Source organism: Cupriavidus sp. GW821-FHT02F09 (assembly GCF_059421605.1).
In genome coordinates, this window is the sequence record NZ_JBWKVH010000031.1 from 1 (window position 1) to 23,551 (window position 23,551).

Sequence of the window (23,551 nt, forward strand, 5' to 3'; positions counted from 1 at the left end):
GCCGTCTGTCAGCAACGGGCACAGGGCGAACGACAGGTTCGCCGTGTTCAGCATCTCGTTGCAGGCGGTGGCGATCAGCTTGGGCAAGCCCTGGCCGCCAAATTCCTGCGGATGCAGCACGCCCTGCCAGCCACCTTCGCCAAACTGGCGGAACGCGTCCTTGAAACCGGGCGTGGTGGTAACCACACCGTCCTTCCAGCTGCTCGGATCGGTGTCGCCAATGCGGTTGAGCGGCGCCACCACTTGTTCGTTGAATTTGGCTGCCTCGTCGAGCACCGCCTGCGCCGTCTCCGGCGTGGCGTCCTCGAAGCCGGGCAGCTTGCTGACTGCGTCAAGATCAGCCAGTTCGTTCATCACGAACAGCATGTCCTTGAGCGGGGCACGGTAGGTCATCGATGTCTCCGGTATGTATAAAAAAGCCGTTCTCGGGCGGGCCCGGAACGGCTAGTACTTCCTGATCGAGCCCGGCGCGTCAAACGCCGTGCCGGGCGGTGGGGATCAGCCCAGCGCCGCCACCAGTTCGGGCACGACGGTGTTCAGATCGCCAACCAGGCCGTAGTCGGCCACCGAGAAGATCGGGGCTTCGGCATCCTTGTTGATCGCCACGATCACCTTGGAGTCCTTCATGCCGGCCAGATGCTGGATCGCGCCGGAAATGCCGACGGCGATGTACAGCTGCGGCGCAACGATCTTGCCGGTCTGGCCGACCTGGTAATCGTTGGGCACGAAGCCGGCATCGACAGCAGCGCGGGACGCGCCCATCGCGGCGTTCAGCTTGTCGGCCAGCGGCGTCAGCACCTTGGTGTAGTTCTCGCCGGAACCCACGCCACGGCCACCGGACACGATGATCTTGGCGGCGGTCAGCTCGGGGCGGTCGCTCTTGGTGACTTCGCGCGAAACGAATTGCGAGATGCCAGCGTCGGCCACGGCGGGCAGGCTTTCCACGGCGGCCGAGCCACCTTCGGCTGCGGCAGCGTCAAAGCCGGTACCGCGCACGGTGATGACCTTGACCTTGTCCGACGATTGAACGATCGAGATCGCGTTGCCGGCGTAGATCGGGCGCTCGAACGTGTCCGGGCTGTCGACCTTGGTGATGTCCGACAACTGGGCTACGTCCAGCTTGGCCGCGACGCGCGGCAGGATGTTCTTGCCGTAGGCCGATGCGGGCGCCAGGATGTGGCTGTAGTCGCTGGCGATGGCCAGCACTTGCTCGGCCACGTTTTCGGCCAGGCCGTCGGCGAACTGCGGCGCGTCGGCCAGCAGCACCTTGGACACGCCGGCGATCTTCGCGGCAGCGGCAGCGGCGGCGGCGGCATTGGCGCCGGCCACCAGCACGTGGACATCGCCGCCGCACTGGGCGGCTGCCGTCACGGTATTCAGCGTGGCGGCCTTGATGGATTGGTTGTCGTGTTCAGCAATGACGAGTGCAGTCATGTTTTATCTCCTGGCGCGCTCAGATGACCTTGGCTTCGTTCTTCAGCTTTTGCACCAGCGTCGCAACGTCCGGCACCATCACACCCGCGCTACGCTTGGGCGGCTCAACGACCTTGACGGTCTTCAGACGCGGCGCCACGTCCACGCCGAGATCTTCCGGCTTGACGATGTCGAGCGGCTTCTTCTTGGCCTTCATGATGTTCGGCAGCGTGACATAACGCGGCTCGTTCAGGCGCAGGTCGGTGGTCACCACCGCCGGCAGCTTGAGCGACAGGGTCTCCAGACCGCCGTCCACTTCACGCGTCACCGATGCGCGGCCATCGGCCACCACCACCTTCGAAGCGAAAGTGGCTTGCGGCAGGCCCGCCAGCGCAGCCAGCATCTGGCCGGTCTGGTTGGAGTCGTCGTCGATGGCCTGCTTGCCCAGGATCACCAGTTGCGGCTGTTCCTTGTCGACCAGGGCCTTGAGCAGCTTGGCCACGGCCAGCGGCTGCAGGTCTTCGTTCGATTCCACCAGGATGCCGCGGTCGGCACCGATGGCCATCGCCGTACGCAGGGTTTCCTGGCACTGGGTCACGCCGCAGGACACGGCGATCACCTCGGTGACCACCCCGGCTTCCCGCAGGCGCACCGCTTCTTCCACGGCGATTTCGTCAAACGGGTTCATGCTCATCTTGACGTTAGCCAGATCCACACCCGTGCCGTCCGACTTCACCCGGACCTTGACGTTGTAATCCACCACGCGCTTGACTGCGACGAGTACTTTCATGCGCTCACTCCACTGATAGTCGATAGTCAGAAATTTGGTTCGCCCGCCATTATAACCACCGGGTGGGTGGCACTCTTATTTTTCGAACGGTCGTACTATTTTATCGGTAAAGAATTGCCGGGCATAGCCCGGCAATGTGAAAACCTCGCCGTATTGTGCCGCAGGATGCCCTGCGGCACACGGTTTTTGAGGGTTTTTTCAAACTTACCAGGCGGTAATCACCGAATCCTTGAAAGTGCTCTGGACGTACTGCTTGATCTCCGGCGAATGATAGGCCTTGACCAGCTTGGCTACCCAGGGCTTGTTCTTGTCGGCTTCGCGGATGGCGATCAGGTTGGCATAGGGACCCTTGGGGCCTTCCATGGCAATCGCGTCCTTGGTGGGCGACAGGCCAGCCGATTCAGCGTAGTTACCGTTAATGGCGGCGGCGTCGAGGTCATCCAGCGAACGCGGCAGCTGCGCGGCGTCCAGTTCGACGATTCGGATCTTCTTCGGGTTGGAAACGATGTCCAGCGGCGTGGCCTTCAGGCCGGCATCCGGGCGCAGCTTGATCAGGCCCTTGCTTTGCAGCAACAGCAAGCCACGACCGCCATTGGTGGGGTCGTTCGGCACGCCAACGCGCGCGCCGTCCTTGAGCTGGTCGAGCGACTTGATCTTCTTGGAGTACACGCCCATCGGGAAGGTCACGGTGAAGGCGATGTGGGTGAACTTGTAGCCACGGTCCTTGATCTGCGCTTCCAGGTACGGCAGGTGCTGGTAGCTGTTGGCGTCCAGGTCGCCAGCGGCCAGCGCGGCGTTCGGCTGGACATAGTCACTGAACTCCACCAGCTGGATATTCAGGCCGTCCTTGGCCGCGACCTTCTTCACCTGCTCCATGATCTGGGCGTGCGGGCCTCCGGTGACGCCGATCTTGATCGGCTTTTCCTGCGCCATAGCGCCAGTGGCCAGGGTGGCGCCCAGGGCGGCGCCGACAATCCATTGCAGCAAGTTACGACGTTGCATGTTGACTTCCTTTTTCTCGATGGCTCTATGTCTTTGCAGATAGCCAGGCGGATCGCCGGGCCGACTTGTTACTTGTGGCTGATGCGCCGCACCAGCCAGTCGCCGAAGCTTTGCACCGCTTGTACGAAGACGATCAGGATCAGCACCACCGCCACCATCACCTCGGTGATGTAGCGCTGGTAGCCGTAGCGGATGCCGAGGTCGCCCAGGCCGCCGCCACCGATGGCGCCGGCCATGGCCGAGTAGCCCACCAGGCTGACAAAGGTGATGGTCAGGCCGGCCACGATGCCGGGCATGGCCTCGGGCAGCAGCACCTTCATCACGATCTGGCCGGTGCTCGCACCCATCGACTGGGCGGCCTCGACCAGGCCTTTGTCGACTTCGCGCAGCGCGCTTTCCACCAGGCGTGCGATAAAGGGGATCGCGGCGATGGTCAGCGGCACCACGGCCGCGGTCGTGCCGATCGACGAGCCCACGATAAAGCGCGTGAACGGAATCACCACCACCAGCAGGATGATGAAGGGGATCGAGCGCACGGCGTTGACCACCACGCCAATGGTGCGGTTGAACAGCGGGTGCGACAGCACGCCGCCGCGGTTGGTCAGGTGCAGCAGCACGCCCAGCGGCACGCCAAACAGCGCGCCGACCACGCCCGAGATGCTCACCATCAGCAGCGTCTCGTTGAACGAGGTCAGGAACAGGTCAAACATTTCAGACCACATGCTCGATCTCCTCCACCACCACGCCTTCTTGTTGCAGATACTCCATTGCCGCCTTCACGTCGGCCAGGTCGCCGGTGGCCATGATGGCCAGCGAGCCGAAGGCCTGGCCCTGGATTTCGTCGATATGCCCGTGCAGGATGTTGAAGTCCAGCCCGTAGCGGCGAATCGCCTGGGCCAGCACTGGCTGGTCCACGCCCGCGCCGGTGAAGGCCAGGCGATAGACGTGGTCGCGCCCGTTGCCGAGGCGGCTCTCCACGCGCTTGAGCACGCTTTGCGGCAGTTCCTGCGCGATCACGTCGCCGATCATGGCGCGCGTGACCGCATGCTGCGGACGCAGGAAGACGTCGATCACCCGGCCGGTTTCCACCACCTGGCCAGCCTCAAGCACGGCCACGCGGTCGCAGACCTGCTTGATCACTTCCATCTGGTGCGTGATCATGACGATGGTCAGGCCCAGCTCGCGATTGATCTGCTTGAGCAGTTCCAGGATGGAGCGCGTGGTCTCCGGATCGAGGGCGGACGTGGCCTCGTCCGAAAGCAGCACCTTGGGCTTGCTGGCCAATGCACGTGCAATCCCCACGCGCTGCTTCTGCCCGCCGCTGATCTGGGCGGGATAGCGATCCTTGAGCGCCGTCAGGCCAACCAGCTCCAGCAGCGGCAGCACCGTGTCGGAGATCTCGCTGCGGGATTTGCCAGCCAGCTCCAGCGGCAGCGCCACGTTGTCATAAACGGTGCGCGACGACAGCAGGTTGAAATGCTGGAAGATCATGCCGATGTCGCGGCGTGCCCGGCGCAACGCGCCGCTGTCGAGCGCGGTCAGTTCCTGGCCGGCGACGAAGACGCGGCCGGCGCTGGGGCGGTTAAGCAGGTTGATGGCGCGCACCAGCGTGCTCTTGCCAGCGCCGCTGCGGCCGATGATGCCGAAGACCTCACCTGCCGCAATCGACAGGTTGACGTCCCGCAGCGCATGCACCTCACCCGACCCGCCGGGGAAGCGCTGCGAAAGACCTTGCAGTTCGATCATGTGAAAAGAAAACGGCAACAGGCGAGTTTGTCTCTAGCACTGTTGCCGCATTTTATTTTTTTGGGCGAAGCGCGCATTTTAAGCGATCCGCTTCATACCAGAAACGACTTTTTGCCGATGTCTTTATGCGCTGTGGGCATATAGCCCAACAAAAACCAAAAAAAAGAGATTTACAAGACATCCCACAAGGGCGGGCGCTTGTCGAGGAAGGCCTGCACGCCTTCCAGCGCCGTCGGATCCATCATGTTGCAGGCCATGGTCTGCCCGGCGAGCTGGTAGGCCGCTTCGATGCCCATCTCCAGCTGGCGGTAGAACAGGCCCTTGCCGGCGGCCACGGCGGCGGCCGGCTTGGCGCAGATGCTGGCCGCCAGGCGTGCAACCTCGGCATCGAGGGCATCGGCGGGCACCACGCGGTTGACCAGCCCGCGGTCGCGGGCTTGCAGCGCGTCGATCATGTCACCGGTCAGCAGCATTTCCATGGCGTGCTTGCGCGACAGGTTGCGCGACAGCGCCACGCCTGGCGTGGCGCAGAACAAGCCAAGGTTGACGCCCGATACCGCAAAGCGAGCCACATCGGCGGCCACCGCCAGGTCGCACATCGCCACCAGTTGGCAGCCGGCCGCTGTGGCAATGCCCTGCACGCGCGCGATCACCGGCTGCGGCATCTTCTGCATCGCCATCATCATGCGGGTGCAGCGGTCGAACAGGCGGCGGTAGTACTCGTGCGACGGGCTTGCGCGCATCTCGCGCAGATCATGTCCCGCGCAGAATGCACGGCCGGCGGCGGCCAGCACCACGACGCGGACCGAGGCATTGGCGCCGGCGCGGGCAAACGCCGCGCACAGCGCATCCAGCAGGTCCTCTGACAGCGCGTTGAACGCCTCCGGGCGGTTCATCGTCAGGCGCAGCACGCCCGGGGCGTCGAGGCTTTCGCTCACCAGCGGGGTCACGGCGCGGTTATCGGTTTCAGCCATGCGAGGGCCTCCTATCGTTCGAGCAGCACCTTGAGGTGTGCACACACGCTACGGCTCAGCGCGCTCAGGTTATAGCCGCCTTCAAGGCAACTGACGATGCGCCCCTTTGCATGGGCGCGGGCGACGTCGACCAGTTGGGCGGTGATCCAGGCATAGTCCTGCTCGACCAGCCCCATCTGCCCGAGGTCATCCTCTCGATGGGCGTCGAAGCCAGCCGAGATAAACAACATCTGCGGCTTGAACTCGTTCAGGCGCGGCAGCCAGATCGTCTCCACCACTTCGCGCACCGCCAGGCCGTTGGTATAGGCCGGCAGCGGGATGTTCGACATATTGGTGGCAATGTGCTCGGTGCCGCTGTAGGGATAAAACGGATGCTGGAAGAAGCTGCACATCAGCACCTGGGCGTCGCCACGGAATGCGGCTTCGGTGCCATTGCCGTGATGCACGTCGAAATCGACGATGGCCACGCGCTCCAGCCCGTGCGCGGCGAGCGCATGACGCGCGGCGATCGCCACATTGTTGTAGAAGCAGAAACCCATGGCCCGGTCCGGCTCGGCATGGTGGCCCGGCGGGCGCACGCAGCAGAACGCATTCTCGATCTCGCCCGCCATCACCGCGTCGGTAGCAGCCACCGCGGCGCCTGCCGCATGGGTGGCGGCGGCGAGCGTGTGCGGATTCATCAGGGTATCGGGATCGATCGGGTGGTAGCCGCTGGCCGGGCTGGCCGCGGCCAGCGAGGCGATGTACTGCGGAAGATGCACGCGCCCGATCTGCTCGGCGGTGGCGGCGCTCGCCTCGCGCCGGTCAAGCAGGCCATCCATGCCGTGCGAGATCAGGTGATCCTCAATGGCCTGCAGGCGCTCAGGGCACTCCGGATGGAATGGCCCCATCTCATGCAGCAGGAACTCGGGATGCGTGTAATAGCCTGTGGGCATGTCTTATTGCTTTCATCGTGGTCTCCATTCGTTACGTTAGCACATGCCGCGCCAGCCACCCAGCGACCTGCCGCGCGGACACCATCCGCTATACTCGCAGCGACTTGCAAAGGACACCATGACCGACTCCCAGCGCTCCCTGCGCCGCCCGCTTCTGGGCGCCGCACTTTCCGCTGCCGCATTGAGCTTGTGCGGCGTCTCCCCCGCCCTGCTTGCAGCCGGCAAGCGCCGCGTGAGCATGCGCGAAGAAGAAATCGAGCCGGGCCGCTACCGTGACAATCCCAAGAGCCGCGCCTTCATCGACGAGATGGTGGCACGCCACGGCTTTGCCCGCCAGACGCTGGAAGGCTGGTTCGGCCAGGCCGTGTATTCATCCACGGTGGTGCGCCTGATCATGCCGCCCGCCACGCCGGGACGCAAAAGCTGGCGCACCTACCGCTCGCGCTTTATCGAGCCGATCCGCATCAACGCGGGCGTGCGCTTCTGGCAGCAAAATCGCGAAACACTGCGCCGCGCGGAAGCCGAGTTCGGCGTGCCGGCCTCGGTGATCGTCGGCATCATCGGTGTCGAGACCATCTATGGCCGCGACATGGGTACCTTCCGCGTGATCGACTCGCTTTCCACGCTGGCCTTCGATTATCCGGACGTGCCCAACCGCGAAGCGCGCACCACGCTGTTCCGCAACCAGCTGACCGACTACCTGCTCTGGTGCCGCGACACCAACACCGATGTGTTCTCGGTGCTGGGCTCCTTCGCGGGTGCCGTGGGCATTCCGCAGTTCATGCCCACAAGCCTGCGCGAATACGCCATCGACTATGACGGCGACGGCCGCATCGACCTGCGCAGCAGTGCCACCGACGCGATCGGCAGCGTGGCGCGTTTCCTGCAGCTGCACGGCTGGGAACCGGGCCGCCCGGTGGTCTGGCGCATCGCCGCCGACGAGGGCAGCCGCGGCATCGCCGCCGCAGCCGCGGATGGCGAGCCATGGCCCACCCGCACGCTCAACCAGTTGCTCAAGGCCGGCCTGCGCGTGGACGAGCCGATCGACCCGACACGCGAAGGCGAAACCGGCGTGCTGGTGGTGGACCTGCCCACGCCCGGCGAAACCACCGACTACATGCTCGGCCTGCGCAACTTCTATGTGCTGACGCGCTACAACCGCAGCTTCTTCTACGCGCTGGCTGTGTACCAGCTGGGCGAGGCGGTCAAGGCGGCGATGGGCTAAGCCGGCATCCGCTGCGCGACAAGCAAAAAGCCCCCGCAAGACTGAACTCGCGGGGGCTTTTTCAATGCGCGCGGCAAGGCGGCATCAGGCCGGGAACACCCCGGTCGAAAGGTAGCGATCACCGCGATCGCACACCACGAACACGATGGTGGCATTCTCCACTTCCTCGGCGATACGCAGCGCGACGCACAGCGCGCCCGCAGCCGAGATGCCGCAGAAGATCCCTTCCTCGCGCGCCATGCGACGTGCCATGTGCTCGGCATCGCCCTGGCTGACAGGCTCGGTACGGTCAATGAATTTCGAATCGTAGATCTTCGGCATGTACGCCTCGGGCCACTTGCGGATGCCGGGAATACGCGAGCCTTCAGCCGGCTGCGCACCCACGATCTGGATCCCTGCGTTCTGTTCCTTCAGGTAGCGCGAGACACCGGTAATGGTGCCCGTGGTGCCCATGGCAGAGACGAAGTGAGTAATGCGCCCTTCGGTGTCGCGCCAGATCTCCGGGCCGGTGGTCTCGTAATGCGCCAGCGGATTGTCCGGATTGGCGAACTGGTCCAGGATCACGCCGCGGCCGTCGCGCTCCATGGAGTCAGCGAGGTCACGCGCGTATTCCATGCCGCCCTTGACCGGCGTCAGGATGATCTCCGCGCCGTAGGCAGCCATGCTCTGGCGGCGCTCCATGCTCAGGTCTTCCGGCATGATCAGCACCATCTTGTAGCCGCGGATGGCGGCTGCCATGGCCAGCGCGATGCCGGTATTGCCCGAGGTAGCCTCGATCAGCGTATCGCCCGGCTTGATGCGCCCGCGCGACTCGGCGCGGGCAATCATCGAGACCGCCGGCCGGTCCTTGACCGAGCCCGCCGGATTGTTGCCCTCGAGCTTGCCGAGGATTACGTTGCCGCGCGGGGTACCGGCGGCGCCGGGGATGCGCTGCAGTTGCACCAGCGGCGTATTGCCGATGGTGTCTTCAATCGTCTTGTAGGCCATGGTGAGCGGGATTCCAATGTCGGCGGACATTGTAATCCAGTCGCAAAGCCTGCGTTGCCGACGTGGCGTGTCAGGCTTCGGCTTCGGCTTCGGCCTCGGCTTTGCGGCTGCCCAGCAGGTGGTACAGCAGAATCGCGCCGAAAGTGGCGGTACCGATGCCGCCCAGCGTCATGCCGCCCAGCTTCAGCGTCAGGTCGCCAGCCGCCACGGTCAACGTGGCGCCGACCGTGATCAGGTTGCGCGAACTGGAGAAATCGACCTTGTTCTGCACCCAGATACGCCCGGCAGTGGCGGCGATCAGGCCGAACACCACGATGGTCAGGCCACCGATCACGGGGCCCGGGATGGTCAGGATCAGCGCACCGAACTTGGGCGAAAAGCCCAGCACCAGCGCCACCACCGCCGCCACCACGAAGATCAGCGTGGAGTAGATCTTGGTCACCGCCATCACGCCCATGTTTTCGGCGTAAGTGGTCACGCCCGTGCCGCCGCCGCCGGCGGAAATGATGGTGGCAATGCCGTCGCCGATGAAGGCGCGGCCGATATATGGATCGAGATTGCGGCCGGTCATCACGCTGATGGCCTTGATGTGCCCGAGGTTTTCCGCCACCAGCACGATCGCCACCGGCGCGATCAGCAGCATGGCGCTGGCCTGGAACACTGGCGTGGAGAAGACCGGCAGCCCGAACCAGGCCGCGGCGGCCACGCCGGAGAAGTCGATGCCTTTGCCCATGCCCAGCCCGTTGGTGCAAAGGTAGTACAGCACGTAGCCGAACAGCCCGCCCACCAGTACCGGCAGCCGGCGCAGCATGCCCGGCGCATGCACCGCCACCACGCCCACCGCCAGCACGGTCGCCAGGCCCACCCAGGTATCCAACGGCGCGCCGCTCACGGCCTTGACCGCCACCGGCGCGAGGTTCAGGCCGATGGCCGCGACGATGGCACCCGTCACCACCGGCGGCATCAGCCGCTCCACCCAGCGATACCCCACCGCCTGCACCACCAGTCCGATCAGCAAGTACAACACGCCCGCGGCGATGATGCCGCCGAGCGCCACCGGGATATTCGGGTTGGGGCCGCTGCCGGCGTAGCCGGTCGCCGCGATCACCACCGCGATGAAGGCAAAGCTGGAGCCCAGGTAGCTCGGCACCCTGCCGCGCACGCACAGAAAGAAAATCAGCGTGCCGATGCCGGAAAACAGGATGGCGATATTGGGATTGAAGCCCATCAGGATCGGCGCGATCGCGGTCGAGCCGAACATCGCTACCACGTGCTGGATACCTGCCAGCAGGGTCTGGCCGGCGGGCAGTCGCTCATCAGGCGCAATCACGCCGTGCGTCTTCAGCCGCCACTTGGGCAGGAATCCCGCGTCCTCGTTATTTCCCATTGTCCAGCTCCCTTTTTATTGGCCTGGCCGCCCCGAATGCGGGCAGGTCCGGCGCGATTTTGGATTTTGTTGGCCACGCAGCCGGCTCGGGCCGCAACAGCGTCCGCATGATACCGCGCGGCCGCATTCGTGATAAGCCACACGGCACTAGCACGAGCCATACCAGCGCCGGATCCTCGTGCTGGTGCACGCGCAGCAAAAAGCCCCGGGCTCGGCCGGGGCTTCGACGATCGGATAGCTTGGATGCGGGCGCCCCGCTGCACGCCCGCGGCAACCTTAGCGAACGGCCTTGGCGGGCGGCTTCTCCGTCTTGGCGTCTTTTTTGGCCGGGGCCGCCGCCACCGTGGCCTTCGGCGCCGCAGCGCCGCCGGCACCGATGGTCATGCCGGCCTCCTGCAAGCGCACGACAGATTTCTGCCCCAGGCCCTTGACCCGATCGGCGAGATCCGCGGCATCCTTGAAGGGACCACCCCGGCTGCGCTCGCTGACAATGGTGCTGGCCGTGGCCGGCCCGATGCCCTTGAGCGACACCAGCGCGGCCTCATCGGCGGTATTCACATCGACAGCCGCAAACGCGGCACCCGATAGCGAGAACCAGACGGCGGCGGCCAGCAGGACCTGCCTGGACGCGCGCGTCAAAGTTGGCTTGAACATGGGAGTTTCTCCTATCCATTGATGAAGGTCGCTTCGCCCTGGCAGGACGAAGCAACACGCAGGATAGGAGCGCGCAACTGGCTTGGCGCACCTCGCAACAAAAGTTCACCTCAACGCGACCGAGGTGTCTCCACAGCGCGCGCAAGGCGCACAAAAGGCGCCCTTACGCGCGCGTCTTTGCGACTTCAGCCCTTGTTCTGCAGCAGCCAGCGGCAGTAGCGCGACACGCCTTCTTCCACAGTGTAGAAGGCATCCTTGTACCCAGCGCCACGCAGGCGCGAGACATCGGACTGGGTGTAGCACTGGTACTTGCCGCGCAGCGCGTCGGGGAACTTGATGTACTCCACCAGTCCCTCCTGCACCATCTCGTCGAGCGTCAGCTGGGGGCGGCCATCGGCCTCGCGCAGCGTGTTGACCACCGTCGCGGCAATGTCGTTGAACGGCTGCGCGCGGCCGGTGCCGAGGTTGAAGATGCCCGACTTGTCCGGATGCTCCAGGAAGAACAGGTTGACCTTCACCACGTCCTCCACCGAGATGAAGTCGCGGGTGTGGCCACCCGGCGCATAGCCGCCATACTCGCCAAACAGCTTCACCGTGCCGTCGGCGCGGAACTGGTTGAAATTGTGGAACGCCACCGAGGCCATGCGGCCCTTGTGCGCTTCGCGCGGGCCATACACGTTGAAGTAGCGAAAGCCCACGATCTGCGACAACGCGGACGGCAGCGTGCGCCGCACCACCTGGTCGAACAGGAACTTCGAGTAGCCGTAGACGTTCAGCGGCTTCTCGTATTGGCGCTCTTCCTTGAACACCTGCGAGGCGCCATAGGTGGCTGCCGAAGAGGCGTAGAGGAACTGCGTGCCCTGCTCCAGGCAGGCATCCATCAACGCCTGGGTGTAGCGGAAATTGTTCTCCATCATGTAGCGGCCGTCGGTCTCCATGGTGTCGGAACAGGCTCCCTCATGGAACACCGCGCGCACCTTGCCGAACTCACCGCGCTTGAAGCGCTCGAGAAACTCGCTCTTGTCGAGGTAGTCGCGGATCTCGCAGTCGACGAGGTTGTGGAACTTGTCGGCGCGCGTCAGGTTGTCGACGGCGACGACATTGTCTTCGCCGCGCTCGTTCAGGCCCTTGACGAGGTTGCTGCCGATAAAGCCGGCAGCGCCGGTTACGATGATGGTCATGGTCGTGTGGGCTCAAACGAGCCAGGAGGCAGCGCGGCCATTACGCCGGCGTGCCGAACAATTCAGGATAGGTGACGACCGCGGTGCCCAGCTTGCCCACCACGATGCTGCCTGCGCGATTGGCGTGCTGCACGGCCTCCTTAAGCGGCACGCCAGCGCCCAGCATGGTCGCCAGCGTGGCAATCACGGTGTCGCCGGCGCCGGACACGTCGTAGACTTCGCGCGCCTGCGCCGACACGTGCAGCACCTCGGCTTCGGTGTAGAGCGTCATGCCCTCTTCCGAGCGCGTCAGCAGCAGCGCTTCGAGATGCAGCTCGCGCCGCAGGTTCTGGGCCCGGATGGTGAGATCGGACTCGGTCTTCCAGGCGCCCACCACGTGCCGCATTTCGGCACGGTTGGGGGTGATCAGCGTCGCGCCGCGATAGCGTGAGTAATCGTCGCCCTTGGGGTCGACCAGCACCAGGCAGCCCGCGGCGCGGCCAGCCTCGACCATGCGGCCCACGTGGGCCAGGCCGCCCTTGCCGTAGTCGGAGAGCACCAGGACCTTGTACTCTTTGACCAAGGCAAGGAAACGATCCTGCACCGCGGCCAGCACTTCATGTCCCGGTGCATTCTCGAAGTCCACGCGCAGCAACTGCTGCTGGTGCGCCACCACGCGCAACTTGATGGTGGTGTTGACGCTGGGGTCGCGATGCAGGTAGGGCTGCACGTGGCTGGCGCTGAGCAGCGCCTCCAGCGTGCGGCCGGGCTCGTCATCGCCGACCACGCCCAGCATGCCCACCTGGGCGCCCAGCGCGGCGGCATTGCGCGCCACGTTGGCAGCGCCGCCAAGGCGTTCGTCGCTGCGCTTGATCTGCACCACCGGCACCGGGGCTTCCGGGGAGATACGCTCGACATCGCCGAACCAATAGCGGTCGAGCATCATGTCGCCCGCCACCAGGATGCGCGATTGATTGATCTGTTGCTGCGGAATATGGTTCTTGCTCATGGACATCCTTGGCAACACAGCCCGGTCCGTCAGCCGGGGCGTTGGCTTGTCGTTCCCGTTGGGTTGCGTTTCAGCGCGTCGTGGTCGGCCGCCCGATCGCATGATATTCGATGCCCGCTTCCTGCATGGCTTCGGGCTCGTACAGATTGCGTCCGTCGAAGATGACGGGGGCCTTCAGGCGGCGCTTGATCTGGTTGAAATCCGGGCTGCGGAACACCTTCCATTCTGTGACGATGACCAGGGCATCGGCACCGTCGAGCGTGTCCATCTGCGCGTCGCTGAAATGCACGCGTGCAAAGCCACCGTCGATGTGTGCGAGATCGAGGGCCAGCGCATGCTTGGCCTCGGCCATCGAGATCGGATCATGCACGCGCAGCGAGGCGCCGCGCGACACCAGCGCTTGCGCCAGCACCCGCGACGGCGCTTCGCGCATGTCGTCGGTATTGGGCTTGAAGGCCAGGCCCCAGATCGCAAAGGTGTGCCCGGCGAGATCCTCGCCAAAGCGGCGCACGACCTTGTCGGCCAGCACCTGCTTTTGCGCGTCGTTGACCGCTTCCACCGCTTCCAGCACGCGCATGGGCTTGCCATGCGCGCTGGCGGTGCGCATCAGCGCCTGCACATCCTTGGGGAAGCACGAGCCGCCATAGCCGGCACCGGCGTACAGGAAACTATAGCCAATGCGCGGATCGGAACCGATGCCCATGCGGACCAGCTCGATATCAGCACCGACTTCATCGGCCAGGTTCGCCAGCTCGTTCATGAACGAGATGCGCGTGGCCAGCATCGAGTTGGCGGCGTACTTGGTGAACTCGGCCGAGCGCACGTCCATATAGAACGTACGCTCGTGATTGCGGTTGAAGGGCGCGTAGAGCTGGCGCATGATCGCCTTGGCATGCCGGCCAGCCACGTCGGCATTGCAGCCCAGCACGATACGGTCGGGACGCATGAAGTCCTCCACCGCGGCGCCTTCCTTCAGGAATTCCGGATTGGAGACCACCGAGAACTGCAGGTCCTCGAGGCCGCGCGCGGCCAGCTCTTCACGAATGGCTTCGGCGACACGATCGCCGGTGCCGACCGGCACGGTGGACTTGTCCACCACCACCTTGAAGCCGGTCATGTACTTGCCGATATTGCGGGCAGCCGCCAGCACATATTGCAGATCGGCGGAGCCATCCTCGTCAGGCGGCGTGCCAACGGCAATGAACTGCACGTCGGCATGCTCCACGCTGGCCGCCACATCGGTGGAAAACGTCAGCCGGCCAGCCTCGCGATTACGCTGGATCAGCTCTTTCAAGCCCGGTTCGTAGATTGGCACACCGCCGGCATTGAGCATCGCGATCTTGCGTTCATCGACGTCCAGGCAAAACACGTCGTTGCCCAGCTCGGCCAGGCAGGCCCCGGTCACTAGACCGACGTAGCCGCTGCCGATAATGGTGACTTTCATAACTTGTACTCCAGATAGGGATTGGCGTGCGACGCTAAAGCAGCAACATCGACATCGGCGCCAGCATCAGCCGAGCGCCTCGGAACGGCGCGGTGCGTAGGTTTCCCAGCGGTTGCAGCCAGGGCACTGCCAATAGAACAACCGGGCGCGGAAACCGCACTCGCGGCAGGTATAGCGCGCCAGGTTACGCGTGCGGTGCTGCAGCAGGTCGCGAATCGCCGACACCTCCTGCTCATGTTCGACATCGTGTGCGGAGCCCGCCGGCTCGCCGTCAGCCGCATCGGCCGCATCGGCCGTGACAGCCACGCTGGCTTGCGCTACCTCGGCGGCCTGCGCCTCAAAATACTTGGTCAGCGCCTGCAACGACGGCTGCCGGCGCAATTGCTCTCGCATCAGGACGGCCGCGGCATGCGCGCCGTGCTGCTCCAGCTCGGCGCGATAGGCACTATCGAGCAGCTCGGCAGCCAGGTTCGTCTTCAGCAGTCCGCGCAGCCACTCCAGCGCCCGGCCATCGTCGCCGAGCTGGCGGTACGCTTTGACCACCCGATCCGCCACCAGCGGCAGGTAAGACGCGTCCTGCTTCTCGATGCCCAGCCAGTGGCCAAGCGCGCCTTGCGCGTCGCCCGCGGCCATGGCCACATCGCCCAGCAGCATCGGCGCACGCACATTGGCGGGGTTTTCCTTCGCAGCCTGCTGCAGCCAGCCGATGGCGTCATCGGGCTGCTTGCGCTGCAGCGCGTCCTGTGCCAGTTCGCAGCAGAACTGCGCGATCTGCACACTGTAGTCCTTCTGCTCCAGCGGCTGCAGCTCGCGTGCCGCGTCGATGGCTTTCTTCCACTCTTTCTCGACTTCGTAAAGCTCCAGAAGCACATGCTTGGCCGGGGCCGCGTACGGCCCTGACATCAGCCGGCGCAGCGATTCCTCCGCGCGGTCAAGCAGGCCGGCGCGCAGGAAATCCTGGCCCAGCTCATAGAGTGCGTGCTCGCGCTCGGCATCGGGAAGATCCTGGCGGCTAGCCAGGTTCTGGTGCACGCGGATGGCGCGTTCGGTTTCACCACGCCGGCGGAACAAAGCGCCAAGCGCAAAGTGCAGCTCGGTGGTCTCGGGGTCCAGGCGCACCACCTCGATGAACGCGTCGATGGCTTGGTCGGGCTGCTCGTTGAGCAGGAAATTCAGCCCCTTGAAATAGGAGCGCGGCAGCGCGCCCTGCTCGCTCATCAGCTGGCGCGCATCGAAGCGGGCAGCCATCCAGCCGAGGCCGAAAATGAGCGGCAGCGCCAGCAGCCACCAGGTTTCAAAAATCATGGGTCAGACTTTCGGGCCAACTACGTTGTAAGGAATACCGGAACCTGCCGCGGCCTGTGGGTCGCGCGCACCTTCCGCCGACTGGCTGCGCGCCTCGCCCAGCGCACGCCGCAGCCGGCCTGCCTCCATGCGCTGGCGCATCAGCACGGGCGCCAGCGCCGCGAGCGCGGCGAGGATGCCCAGCCCGAACGCGGCCAGCAAGATCAGGATCAGCGGCGCGCGCCAGACGGCATCAAAAAAGAGCTGCAGCGAGACGTCGGCGGTATTGCGCAGCGCCAGCACGAACAGCAGCGCGAACAGGACGATGCGGATGATCCAGGCGACAAGTTTCATGCGGGCTTCATGCGGCAGATGGGATGAATCGGACTCCGGTGATGCGGACGTCGGCGGGCGGTGCCCCCTCGGTGGATTCCCGGCATTGTAGCGGAATCGCCTCGCGCCAACGGTAACGTCTTGTATGCTCGCACAATGAAAAAGCGCCCCGATAAGGGGCGCTTTTTTGACTATCCAGGCACATCACAAGCCAAACGCGGCGGATTCAGGACTGGGCCAGCTTCAGCCCGCCATCATCATGCAAGGCGTTGCCGGCAGCGGCTGCCGGCTTCGCCGGGCCAGGCGCGGTCACATGACCTGCACCAGCCGTAGCGCCATGGCCATTGCTGCCGCCATGGGTGCCGCCATTCGCATTGCCGTTGCCAACGAGACTTCCGTTGGCATTGGCGCCAGTGCCGCCGCTACCTGCCTGCGGCAGCGCCGGGCTGCGATCGACTCGTTCACGCAACTCCTTGCCCGCCTTGAAGTGCGGCACCCGTTTCTCGGGCACCAGCACACGTTCGCCGGACTTGGGGTTGCGTCCCACGCGCGGCGGACGCCGGTTCAGACCAAAACTGCCGAATCCGCGAATCTCGATGCGGTGGCCATCAGCCAGCGCTTCGGACATCGCGTCGAGGATCGTCTTCACCGAGATGTCCGCATCCCGCAGCAACAGCTGCGGGAACCGGGCAGCCAGTTTTTCGACAAGCTCGGACTTGGTCATGGGCATCCGCTAGCAGGCGTAAGAACCAATGCTTACTGGTTGTCCTGGCCGAGCTTGGCCTTCAGCAGCGCGCCCAGGTTGGTCGTGCCAGCCGTGCCGGTGTCGGCAGCGAACTTTTGCATGGCTTCTTGCTGCTCGACGTTGTCCTTGGCCTTGATCGACAGGTTGATGTTGCGCGACTTGCGGTCGACGTTCACCACCAGGGCGGTGATTTGTTCGCCTTCCTTCAGCACGTTGCGAGCATCTTCCACGCGGTCAGCCGAGATTTCGGATGCGCGCAGGTAGCCTTCGACGTCATCAGCCAGTTGCACGACAGCGCCCTTGGCATCAACAGTCTTGATCGTGCCGTTGACCAGGGAACCCTTGTCGTTAGCCGAGATGAAGTTGTTGAACGGGTCGCCCGACAGCTGCTTGATACCCAGCGAGATGCGCTCCTTGTCGACGTCGATGCCCAGAACCACGGCTTCCACTTCGTCGCCCTTCTTGTACTTGCGCACGGCTTCTTCGCCGGTTTCTTGCCAGGACAGGTCGGACAGGTGCACCAGGCCGTCGATGCCACCGGGCAGGCCGATGAACACGCCAAAGTCGGTGATCGACTTGATCTGGCCGCCCAGCTTGTCGCCCTTCTTGTGGTTACGGCTGAAATCGTCCCACGGATTGGCCTTGCATTGCTTCATGCCCAGGCTGATACGACGCTTGTCTTCGTCGATATCCAGAACCATGACTTCGACTTCGTCGCCCAGCTGGACAACCTTCGACGGAGCGACGTTCTTGTTGGTCCAGTCCATTTCGGAAACGTGGACCAGGCCTTCGATGCCGGCTTCGATTTCAACGAATGCGCCGTAGTCGGTCAGGTTGGTCACCTTGCCGAACAGGCGGGTGCTTTGCGGGTAACGACGCGAGATGCCGACCCACGGATCTTCGCCCAGTTGCTTCACGCCCAGCGAGACGCGGTTCTTCTCTTGGTCGAACTTGAGGATCTTGGCGGTGATTTCCTGGCCAACCGACAGCACTTCGCTCGGGTGACGCACACGACGCCATGCCAGGTCGGTGATGTGCAGCAGGCCGTCGATGCCACCCAGGTCCACGAATGCGCCGTAGTCCGTGATGTTCTTGACGATACCGTTGACGATAGCGCCTTCCTTCAGGGTTTCCATCAGCTTCTGGCGCTCTTCGCCCAGGGTCGCTTCCACAACGGCGCGGCGCGACAGCACCACGTTGTTGCGCTTGCGGTCCAGCTTGATGACCTTGAATTCCAGGGTCTTGCCTTCGTACGGCGTGGTGTCCTTGATCGGACGCACGTCGACCAGCGAGCCCGGCAGGAACGCGCGGATGCCGTTGACCATGACGGTCAGGCCGCCCTTGACCTTGCCAGTGACCGTGCCCGAGATGATTTCGCCGTCTTCCAGCGCCTTCTCGAGGTTCAGCCACGATGCCAGGCGCTTGGCCTTGTCGCGGGAGAGAATCGTGTCGCCATAGCCGTTCTCGAGCGCGTCGATGGCCACGGAGACGTAGTCGCCGGCCTGCACTTCGAGTTCGCCCTGGTCGTTCAGGAACTCCTCCACCGGCACAAAGGCTTCCGATTTGAGGCCGGCGTTGACGACCACGAAATTGTGGTCGATGCGCACGACTTCAGCGGAAATCACTTCGCCAGCCTTCATATTGGAGCGGGCGACGGATTCCTCGAACAGTGCGGCAAAGGATTCGTTAGTTTGCAGGTCGGACATAAACTTGAGTATCAATCCGCAGTACTCGGGCCGGCGCGTGGATCGCGCTCAGTCTGCACCGGGCAGCGGGGTCAGGTTGAACAACACCGGCGGATCTGCGCTTGCAGGCTCTGCCGGCACTTCGGTGTTGCAGCGGCTCGACTAGCGCGGGTCAGGAACCCGGCGCGCCATACCATTGCAGCACCTGCGCCACCGCCTGATCCACCGTCATGTCGGAGGTATCAAGCAAGTGCGCATCCTCTGCGGGACGCAGCGGCGCGGCCGTGCGGGAGCGATCCCGCTGGTCGCGCGACTCTAGGTCTCGCAAAAGGTCTTCGATATTAGCAGAAATTCCCTTATCAATCAATTGTTTATAGCGCCTGCGAGCGCGCGCCTCGACACTTGCCGTCAGGAACACCTTCAGCCTGGCGTCCGGGAAAATCACGGTGCCCATGTCGCGGCCGTCGGCAACCAGGCCCGGCAGCTTGCGAAAACCGCGCTGCAACGCCGTCAGGGCGTCGCGCACCGGCTGGTGCACGGCGATCGCAGAGGCCCTATTGCCGGTGGCTTCCGCGCGGATGGCCAGGCTGACCTCTTCGCCGCGCAGCCAGACACGGTCAGGCCCGAACTTCACATCGAGGCGGGTAGCCAGGCTGGCCAGCCCCTCCACATCCTGCATGTCGATGCCCGCACGCTCGCTGGCGAGCGCCACCAGGCGGTACAACGCACCGCTGTCCAGCAAATGGAAGCTGAGCGCGTCGGCCACCTTGTGCGCTACGGTGCCCTTTCCCGATGCGGTGGGCCCGTCGATGGTGATGACGTCGACGATAGTCATTGTTTATTAATACAGAACAAAATATTGATTTCTTAAATCAATTGGGAATCATTAGCATGTAGTTCATGACAGGCACCGGACAAAATCGCGGGCCCAAGCAGCAAACAACCGACATCTTCGCGAGGCAATCTACCATGGCTAAGACCCTGTCGTTCGGCATCATGCACGTTGTCATTGCCTTTGGCGTCACTTATGCCCTGACCGGCAATCTGGCTGTCAGCGGCGCCGTGACCTTCATCGAACCGGCAGTCAACACTGTGGCGCATTACTTCTTCGACCGCTACTGGGAACGGCGCGAACCCGTGGCGAAGCACAAGACCCTGCCCCAAACCGGGCGCGGCGCCGATGACCTGCCACTGGCCGCGTGATCAGCGCGCCACCGCGCCAAACACCTCGAAGTAATCCGGGAACGTCTTTGCAACGCAGCCAGGCTCGTTGATGCGCACCGGCAGCGGACCGAACGCGGCCAGCGAAAAGCACATCGCCATGCGGTGGTCATCGTAAGTATCGATGCCGGCGGCCGGGGTCTGCCAGGCGGATTGGGCCGGTGGCGTCACCTTCAGGTAATCCGCACCCTCCTCCACTTCGACGCCTAGCTTGCGCAACTCGGTGGCCATGGCGCTGATGCGGTCGGTTTCCTTGACTCGCCAGCTGGCGATATTGGTTAGCGTAGTAGGCCCCTCGGCGAACAGCGCCGCCACCGCCAGGGTCATGGCGGCGTCCGGAATATGGTTGCAGTCCAGCTCGATGCCGTTCAAGCGGCCATCGTCGCGCTCGGTGCCGCGGACCTCGATCCAGTTGGCGCCGGCCATCACGTTGGCGCCCATGCGGTTAAGCGCCTCGGCAAACTTGACGTCGCCCTGGATGCTGGCCATGCCCACGCCCTCCACCCGCAGCGGGCCGCCGCCGATGGCGCCCGCAGCCAGGAAGTATGAGGCCGAGGACGCGTCGCCCTCGACAAAAATTTCGCCCGGCGAGCGGTATGCCGCGCGAGCCGGCAGGATGAAGCGTGACCAGCCCTCGCGCCGGATCTCGATGCCAAAGCGCGCCAGCAGGTTGAGCGTGATCTCCACATAGGGCTTGGAAATCAGCTCGCCCACCACTTCGATCTCGATGGTGTCGCCAGGCGCATCGGCCAGCGGCAAGGCCATCAGCAACGCCGTCAGGAACTGGCTGGACACGTCGCCACGCACGCGGATCGGCGCATCGATGCGAATCCGTGCGGGAGAAATCTGCAAGGGCGGATAGCCCTCGGTGCCAAGGTAGGCGACGCTCGCGCCAATCTGGCGCAGACCATCGACCAGATCGCCGATCGGCCGCTCATGCATGCGCGGCACGCCGGACAGCTTGTAGCTCCCGCCCTGCAGCGCCAGCGCCGCGGTCAGCGGGCGAATGGCCGTCCCCGCATTGCCCATGAACAGCTCGGCTGCCTTGTTGGGAAATTTGCCGCCCACGCCGCGCACCACGCAAGCACCTTCCTCCTGGCGCCATTCCACGCCCAGCGTGCGCAGCGCCTGCAGCATCACGCGCGTGTCATCCGAGTCGAGCAGGTCGCACACGCGGGTCTCGCCCTCGGCCAGCGCCGCCAGCAACAGGACCCGGTTCGAGATGCTCTTGGAACCCGGCAGGCGAACCGTGCCCGAAGCGCGAGTGAAGGGACCGAGCGTGAGATGTTCCATGGTTTCCATGCTAGTTGGCGGGCGGCTTTCGATGAAAGGCGTGCCGCTTTCGTTGGTGACGTGGCGTTCGTGTAGCGCCGGATTGCGTGGCGATCAGGGCTCGGCGTTGACAGCCGGCGCGCGCTGCGCGCCCCATTGCTGCCGCACCTGGCTGGCGCGCTGGAAAATACGTTCCAGGCCCTCGCCGTTGCTGTTTTCGATCAGGGTCTTCAGATGCGCCAGCATGGCCTGGTAGGTGCTGAGCTCACTCAACATCGCCTCGCGGTTGCCAACGCAGATATCGCGCCACATCTCCGGCGACGACGCCGCGATCCGGGTGAAATCCCGGAAGCCGCCGCCCGCGAAATCGAGCTTGAGCGCCGCGTCTTCGGCATTGGCCACCTGGGCCACCAGCGCATAGGACAGCAGGTGCGGCAAATGGCTGACGGCGGCAAACACGGCATCGTGCTGCACGGCCGACATCACGCTGCACTGGGCGCCCGCGGTCTCCCACATGGCGCGCACGGCCGCAACGTCAATGCGGCTATTTTCCTGCAGCGGGCACAGCACGACTTTCTTGCCAACATAGAGATCGTCCAGCGCCGCTTCCACGCCATGCAGCTCGCGCCCGGCAATCGGATGCGCCGGCACGAACTGGGCCGCCTTGTCGCCCAACGCGGTCTTGGCCGCCATGATGACGTCGGACTTGGTGCTGCCGGCATCCGTGATGATCGTAGCTGGCTCCAGATGCGGCTCAAGTGCATGGAGCAGCGCAAAGGTCTGCGCCACCGGTGCGCACAGCACGATCATGCTGGCGCCCTTGGCGGCGTCTTCCAGCGTGGCCGCCTCGTCAATCACGCCCAGCTTGAGCGCTCGCTCGAGCGAAGCTTGCGAGCGGCCGACGCCGACCACCGTGCCGACCGCACCTGCGCGCTTGAGCGCGAGTGCCAGCGAGCCGCCGATCAGGCCGACGCCGACAATGACGACACGGGAAAAAAATGGAGCGGACGCAGGAACGGTCACGGGGATACGCTGCCAGGCAAGGAAGTTCGGGAATCCGATATTGTAACTTCTCCGCCGGAGGGCGGCGCCGCCATTGCGCCTTTGCGCGAGCTTGCATGCCACCGGCCCGCAGAGGGCCGGGGCATTGCTTGCAACAGTGCTTACTTGAGGGCCTTTTCCAGCGCCGCGATAAACGCCGCGTTTTCCTCGGGCAGGCCGATGGTGATACGCAGCCATTGCGGCAGGTTGTAGTTGCCCACCGGCCGTACGATCACGCCCTGCTTGAGCAGCGCCAGGTTGACGCGCGCGCCGGCGCCATCGTCCCGCCCCACGCGCACCAGCACGAAATTGCCCGAGGACGGCACGTATTGCAGGCCAAGCCGGTCGAACGCCGCCACCAGTTGCGCCTTGCCGGCACGGTTCAGCTCGGCGCTGCGCTGCAGGAAGGCCGCATCGCCCAGCGCCGCCACCGCCGCTGCCTGGGCCAGGCTGTTGACATTGAAGGGTTGGCGGATGCGGTTGAGCAGATCGGTCAGCGCGGGCTGCGCCACGGCGTAGCCAATGCGCAGCCCGGCCAGGCCATAGGCCTTGGAGAAGGTGCGCGATACCAGCAGGTTGGGATACTTGCGGACCCACGCGATCGAATCGTACTGCTGCGCGTCGTCCAGATATTCGTTGTAGGCCTCGTCCAGCACCACCACCACATCGGCCGGCACCTTGGCCAGGAAGGCCTCGATCTCGGCGGCCGGCAGGAAGGTGCCGGTCGGGTTGTTAGGATTGGCGATAAAGACCAGGCGCGTGTCCGGGGCGATGGCCTCGGCCATGGCGTCGAGATCGTGGCCGTAGTCGCGCGCCTTTACCTCAATGGCGCGCGCGCCGACTTCCTGCGTGGCCAGCGCGTACACCGCGAAAGAATGCTCAGCATAGACGATCGACTCGCCCGGCTTGACCAGCGCATGCGCCGCGATTTCCAGGATATCGTTGCTGCCGTTGCCTAGCGTGAGCCAGTCGGCCGGCACGTCGAAGCGGGCCGACAGCGCGCCCTTCAAGGCGAAGCCGTTCGCGTCCGGGTAACGGCCCAGGTCGGCCACGGCGGCAGCGATAGCGGTCCGGGCCGATTCGGGCATGCCGAGCGGATTCTCGTTCGAGGCCAGCTTGACGATGGTGGACTCGACCAGGCCAAACTCGCGCGCCACTTCGGAAATCGGCTTGCCCGCCACGTACGGGGAAATCGCCCGCACATACTCGGGACCGAACTGCTTGCCCTGCTCTGCCATGCTCAT

Annotated in this window: 24 protein-coding genes; 2 read left to right on the top strand and 22 right to left on the bottom strand. The window is 64.5% G+C overall.

Annotated elements, in window-relative coordinates; genetic code table 11:
- From AC07XB_RS27180 to AC07XB_RS27215, 8 genes are all read right to left on the bottom strand, one after another.
- Positions 1-393: acyl-CoA dehydrogenase family protein (locus AC07XB_RS27180; RefSeq protein WP_493688169.1), on the bottom strand; the 393-nt coding region annotated here is incomplete at its 3' end.
- Between the two features lie 105 nt (positions 394-498).
- Positions 499-1,434 (bottom strand): electron transfer flavoprotein subunit alpha/FixB family protein, encoded by a 936-nt coding sequence (locus AC07XB_RS27185; RefSeq protein ID WP_477134969.1) that lies wholly within the window; start codon positions 1,432-1,434, stop codon positions 499-501.
- A gap of 19 nt (positions 1,435-1,453) precedes the next feature.
- Entirely contained in the window at positions 1,454-2,203 is a 750-nt protein-coding gene (locus AC07XB_RS27190) for an electron transfer flavoprotein subunit beta/FixA family protein (RefSeq protein ID WP_006158397.1), read from the bottom strand.
- 204 nt (positions 2,204-2,407) lie between these two features.
- Positions 2,408-3,205 carry a MetQ/NlpA family ABC transporter substrate-binding protein gene (locus AC07XB_RS27195; protein ID WP_043344507.1) on the bottom strand — a complete coding sequence of 266 codons (798 nt, stop codon included), beginning with the start codon at positions 3,203-3,205 and terminating at the stop codon, positions 2,408-2,410.
- A gap of 68 nt (positions 3,206-3,273) precedes the next feature.
- Positions 3,274-3,927 carry a methionine ABC transporter permease gene (locus AC07XB_RS27200; RefSeq protein WP_043344505.1) on the bottom strand — a complete coding sequence of 218 codons (654 nt, stop codon included), beginning with the start codon at positions 3,925-3,927 and terminating at the stop codon, positions 3,274-3,276.
- Positions 3,917-4,951 carry a methionine ABC transporter ATP-binding protein gene (locus AC07XB_RS27205; RefSeq protein ID WP_043344503.1) on the bottom strand — a complete coding sequence of 345 codons (1,035 nt, stop codon included), beginning with the start codon at positions 4,949-4,951 and terminating at the stop codon, positions 3,917-3,919. The genes AC07XB_RS27200 and AC07XB_RS27205 overlap by 11 nt, the downstream gene beginning before the upstream one ends.
- 170 nt (positions 4,952-5,121) lie before the next feature.
- A complete protein-coding gene (locus AC07XB_RS27210) occupies positions 5,122-5,925 on the bottom strand; it encodes an enoyl-CoA hydratase (RefSeq protein WP_492830472.1) in 804 nt (267 codons plus the stop codon).
- Between the two features lie 11 nt (positions 5,926-5,936).
- Positions 5,937-6,860 carry a histone deacetylase family protein gene (locus tag AC07XB_RS27215; RefSeq protein WP_416047855.1) on the bottom strand — a complete coding sequence of 308 codons (924 nt, stop codon included), beginning with the start codon at positions 6,858-6,860 and terminating at the stop codon, positions 5,937-5,939.
- Between the two features lie 118 nt (positions 6,861-6,978).
- Between AC07XB_RS27215 and mltB the strand changes: the two genes are divergently transcribed.
- Entirely contained in the window at positions 6,979-8,085 is a 1,107-nt protein-coding gene (mltB, locus tag AC07XB_RS27220) for a lytic murein transglycosylase B (RefSeq protein ID WP_416047854.1), read from the top strand.
- Positions 8,086-8,169: 84 nt separating this feature from the next.
- Here the strand turns inward: mltB and cysM are convergent, their stop codons facing one another.
- The 11 genes from cysM to cmk form a co-directional block, all read right to left on the bottom strand.
- Positions 8,170-9,072 carry a cysteine synthase CysM gene (gene cysM, locus AC07XB_RS27225; protein ID WP_492830490.1) on the bottom strand — a complete coding sequence of 301 codons (903 nt, stop codon included), beginning with the start codon at positions 9,070-9,072 and terminating at the stop codon, positions 8,170-8,172.
- 70 nt (positions 9,073-9,142) lie between these two features.
- On the bottom strand, positions 9,143-10,459 hold the full coding sequence (locus AC07XB_RS27230) for a solute carrier family 23 protein (RefSeq protein WP_492830470.1): 1,317 nt from the start codon (positions 10,457-10,459) through the stop codon (positions 9,143-9,145).
- 276 nt (positions 10,460-10,735) lie between these two features.
- Positions 10,736-11,113, bottom strand: a complete 378-nt coding sequence (locus AC07XB_RS27235; protein WP_174423161.1) for a ComEA family DNA-binding protein — start codon at positions 11,111-11,113, stop codon at positions 10,736-10,738.
- 185 nt (positions 11,114-11,298) lie between these two features.
- Positions 11,299-12,294, bottom strand: coding sequence for an ADP-glyceromanno-heptose 6-epimerase (gene rfaD, locus AC07XB_RS27240; RefSeq protein WP_174423162.1), 996 nt, complete (start codon positions 12,292-12,294; stop codon positions 11,299-11,301).
- A 40-nt stretch (positions 12,295-12,334) separates the two neighbouring features.
- Positions 12,335-13,282 (bottom strand): D-glycero-beta-D-manno-heptose-7-phosphate kinase, encoded by a 948-nt coding sequence (gene rfaE1 / locus AC07XB_RS27245; protein ID WP_174423163.1) that lies wholly within the window; start codon positions 13,280-13,282, stop codon positions 12,335-12,337.
- 70 nt (positions 13,283-13,352) lie between these two features.
- On the bottom strand, positions 13,353-14,726 hold the full coding sequence (locus AC07XB_RS27250) for a UDP-glucose dehydrogenase family protein (RefSeq protein WP_492373971.1): 1,374 nt from the start codon (positions 14,724-14,726) through the stop codon (positions 13,353-13,355).
- A 66-nt stretch (positions 14,727-14,792) separates the two neighbouring features.
- A complete protein-coding gene (gene lapB, locus AC07XB_RS27255; protein ID WP_492830468.1) occupies positions 14,793-16,031 on the bottom strand; it encodes a lipopolysaccharide assembly protein LapB in 1,239 nt (412 codons plus the stop codon).
- A 3-nt stretch (positions 16,032-16,034) separates the two neighbouring features.
- Positions 16,035-16,364: a lipopolysaccharide assembly protein LapA domain-containing protein gene (locus tag AC07XB_RS27260; RefSeq protein WP_492373969.1), complete on the bottom strand. Its 330-nt coding sequence runs from the start codon at positions 16,362-16,364 to the stop codon at positions 16,035-16,037.
- Positions 16,365-16,569: 205 nt separating this feature from the next.
- Positions 16,570-17,067, bottom strand: a complete 498-nt coding sequence (locus tag AC07XB_RS27265) for an integration host factor subunit beta (protein WP_492373968.1) — start codon at positions 17,065-17,067, stop codon at positions 16,570-16,572.
- Positions 17,068-17,099: 32 nt separating this feature from the next.
- The gene (gene rpsA / locus AC07XB_RS27270; RefSeq protein WP_006158411.1) at positions 17,100-18,794 is read right to left on the bottom strand and encodes a 30S ribosomal protein S1; all 1,695 of its coding nucleotides are present in this window, start codon (positions 18,792-18,794) and stop codon (positions 17,100-17,102) included.
- A 151-nt stretch (positions 18,795-18,945) separates the two neighbouring features.
- The gene (cmk, locus tag AC07XB_RS27275) at positions 18,946-19,608 is read right to left on the bottom strand and encodes a (d)CMP kinase (protein ID WP_416047847.1); all 663 of its coding nucleotides are present in this window, start codon (positions 19,606-19,608) and stop codon (positions 18,946-18,948) included.
- A gap of 134 nt (positions 19,609-19,742) precedes the next feature.
- Here cmk and AC07XB_RS27280 point away from each other — a divergent pair, with 134 nt between their 5' ends.
- A complete protein-coding gene (locus AC07XB_RS27280) occupies positions 19,743-19,976 on the top strand; it encodes a DUF2061 domain-containing protein (protein WP_492373966.1) in 234 nt (77 codons plus the stop codon).
- Here AC07XB_RS27280 and aroA read toward each other — a convergent pair whose 3' ends face one another.
- The 3 genes from aroA to hisC all read right to left on the bottom strand — a co-directional run bounded on the left by aroA (position 19,977) and on the right by hisC (position 23,545).
- The gene (aroA, locus tag AC07XB_RS27285) at positions 19,977-21,287 is read right to left on the bottom strand and encodes a 3-phosphoshikimate 1-carboxyvinyltransferase (protein WP_150992216.1); all 1,311 of its coding nucleotides are present in this window, start codon (positions 21,285-21,287) and stop codon (positions 19,977-19,979) included.
- A gap of 93 nt (positions 21,288-21,380) precedes the next feature.
- Positions 21,381-22,289, bottom strand: a complete 909-nt coding sequence (locus AC07XB_RS27290; protein WP_492373964.1) for a prephenate dehydrogenase — start codon at positions 22,287-22,289, stop codon at positions 21,381-21,383.
- A gap of 140 nt (positions 22,290-22,429) precedes the next feature.
- The gene (hisC, locus tag AC07XB_RS27295; RefSeq protein ID WP_492373990.1) at positions 22,430-23,545 is read right to left on the bottom strand and encodes a histidinol-phosphate transaminase; all 1,116 of its coding nucleotides are present in this window, start codon (positions 23,543-23,545) and stop codon (positions 22,430-22,432) included.
- Positions 23,546-23,551 lie beyond the last annotated feature (6 nt).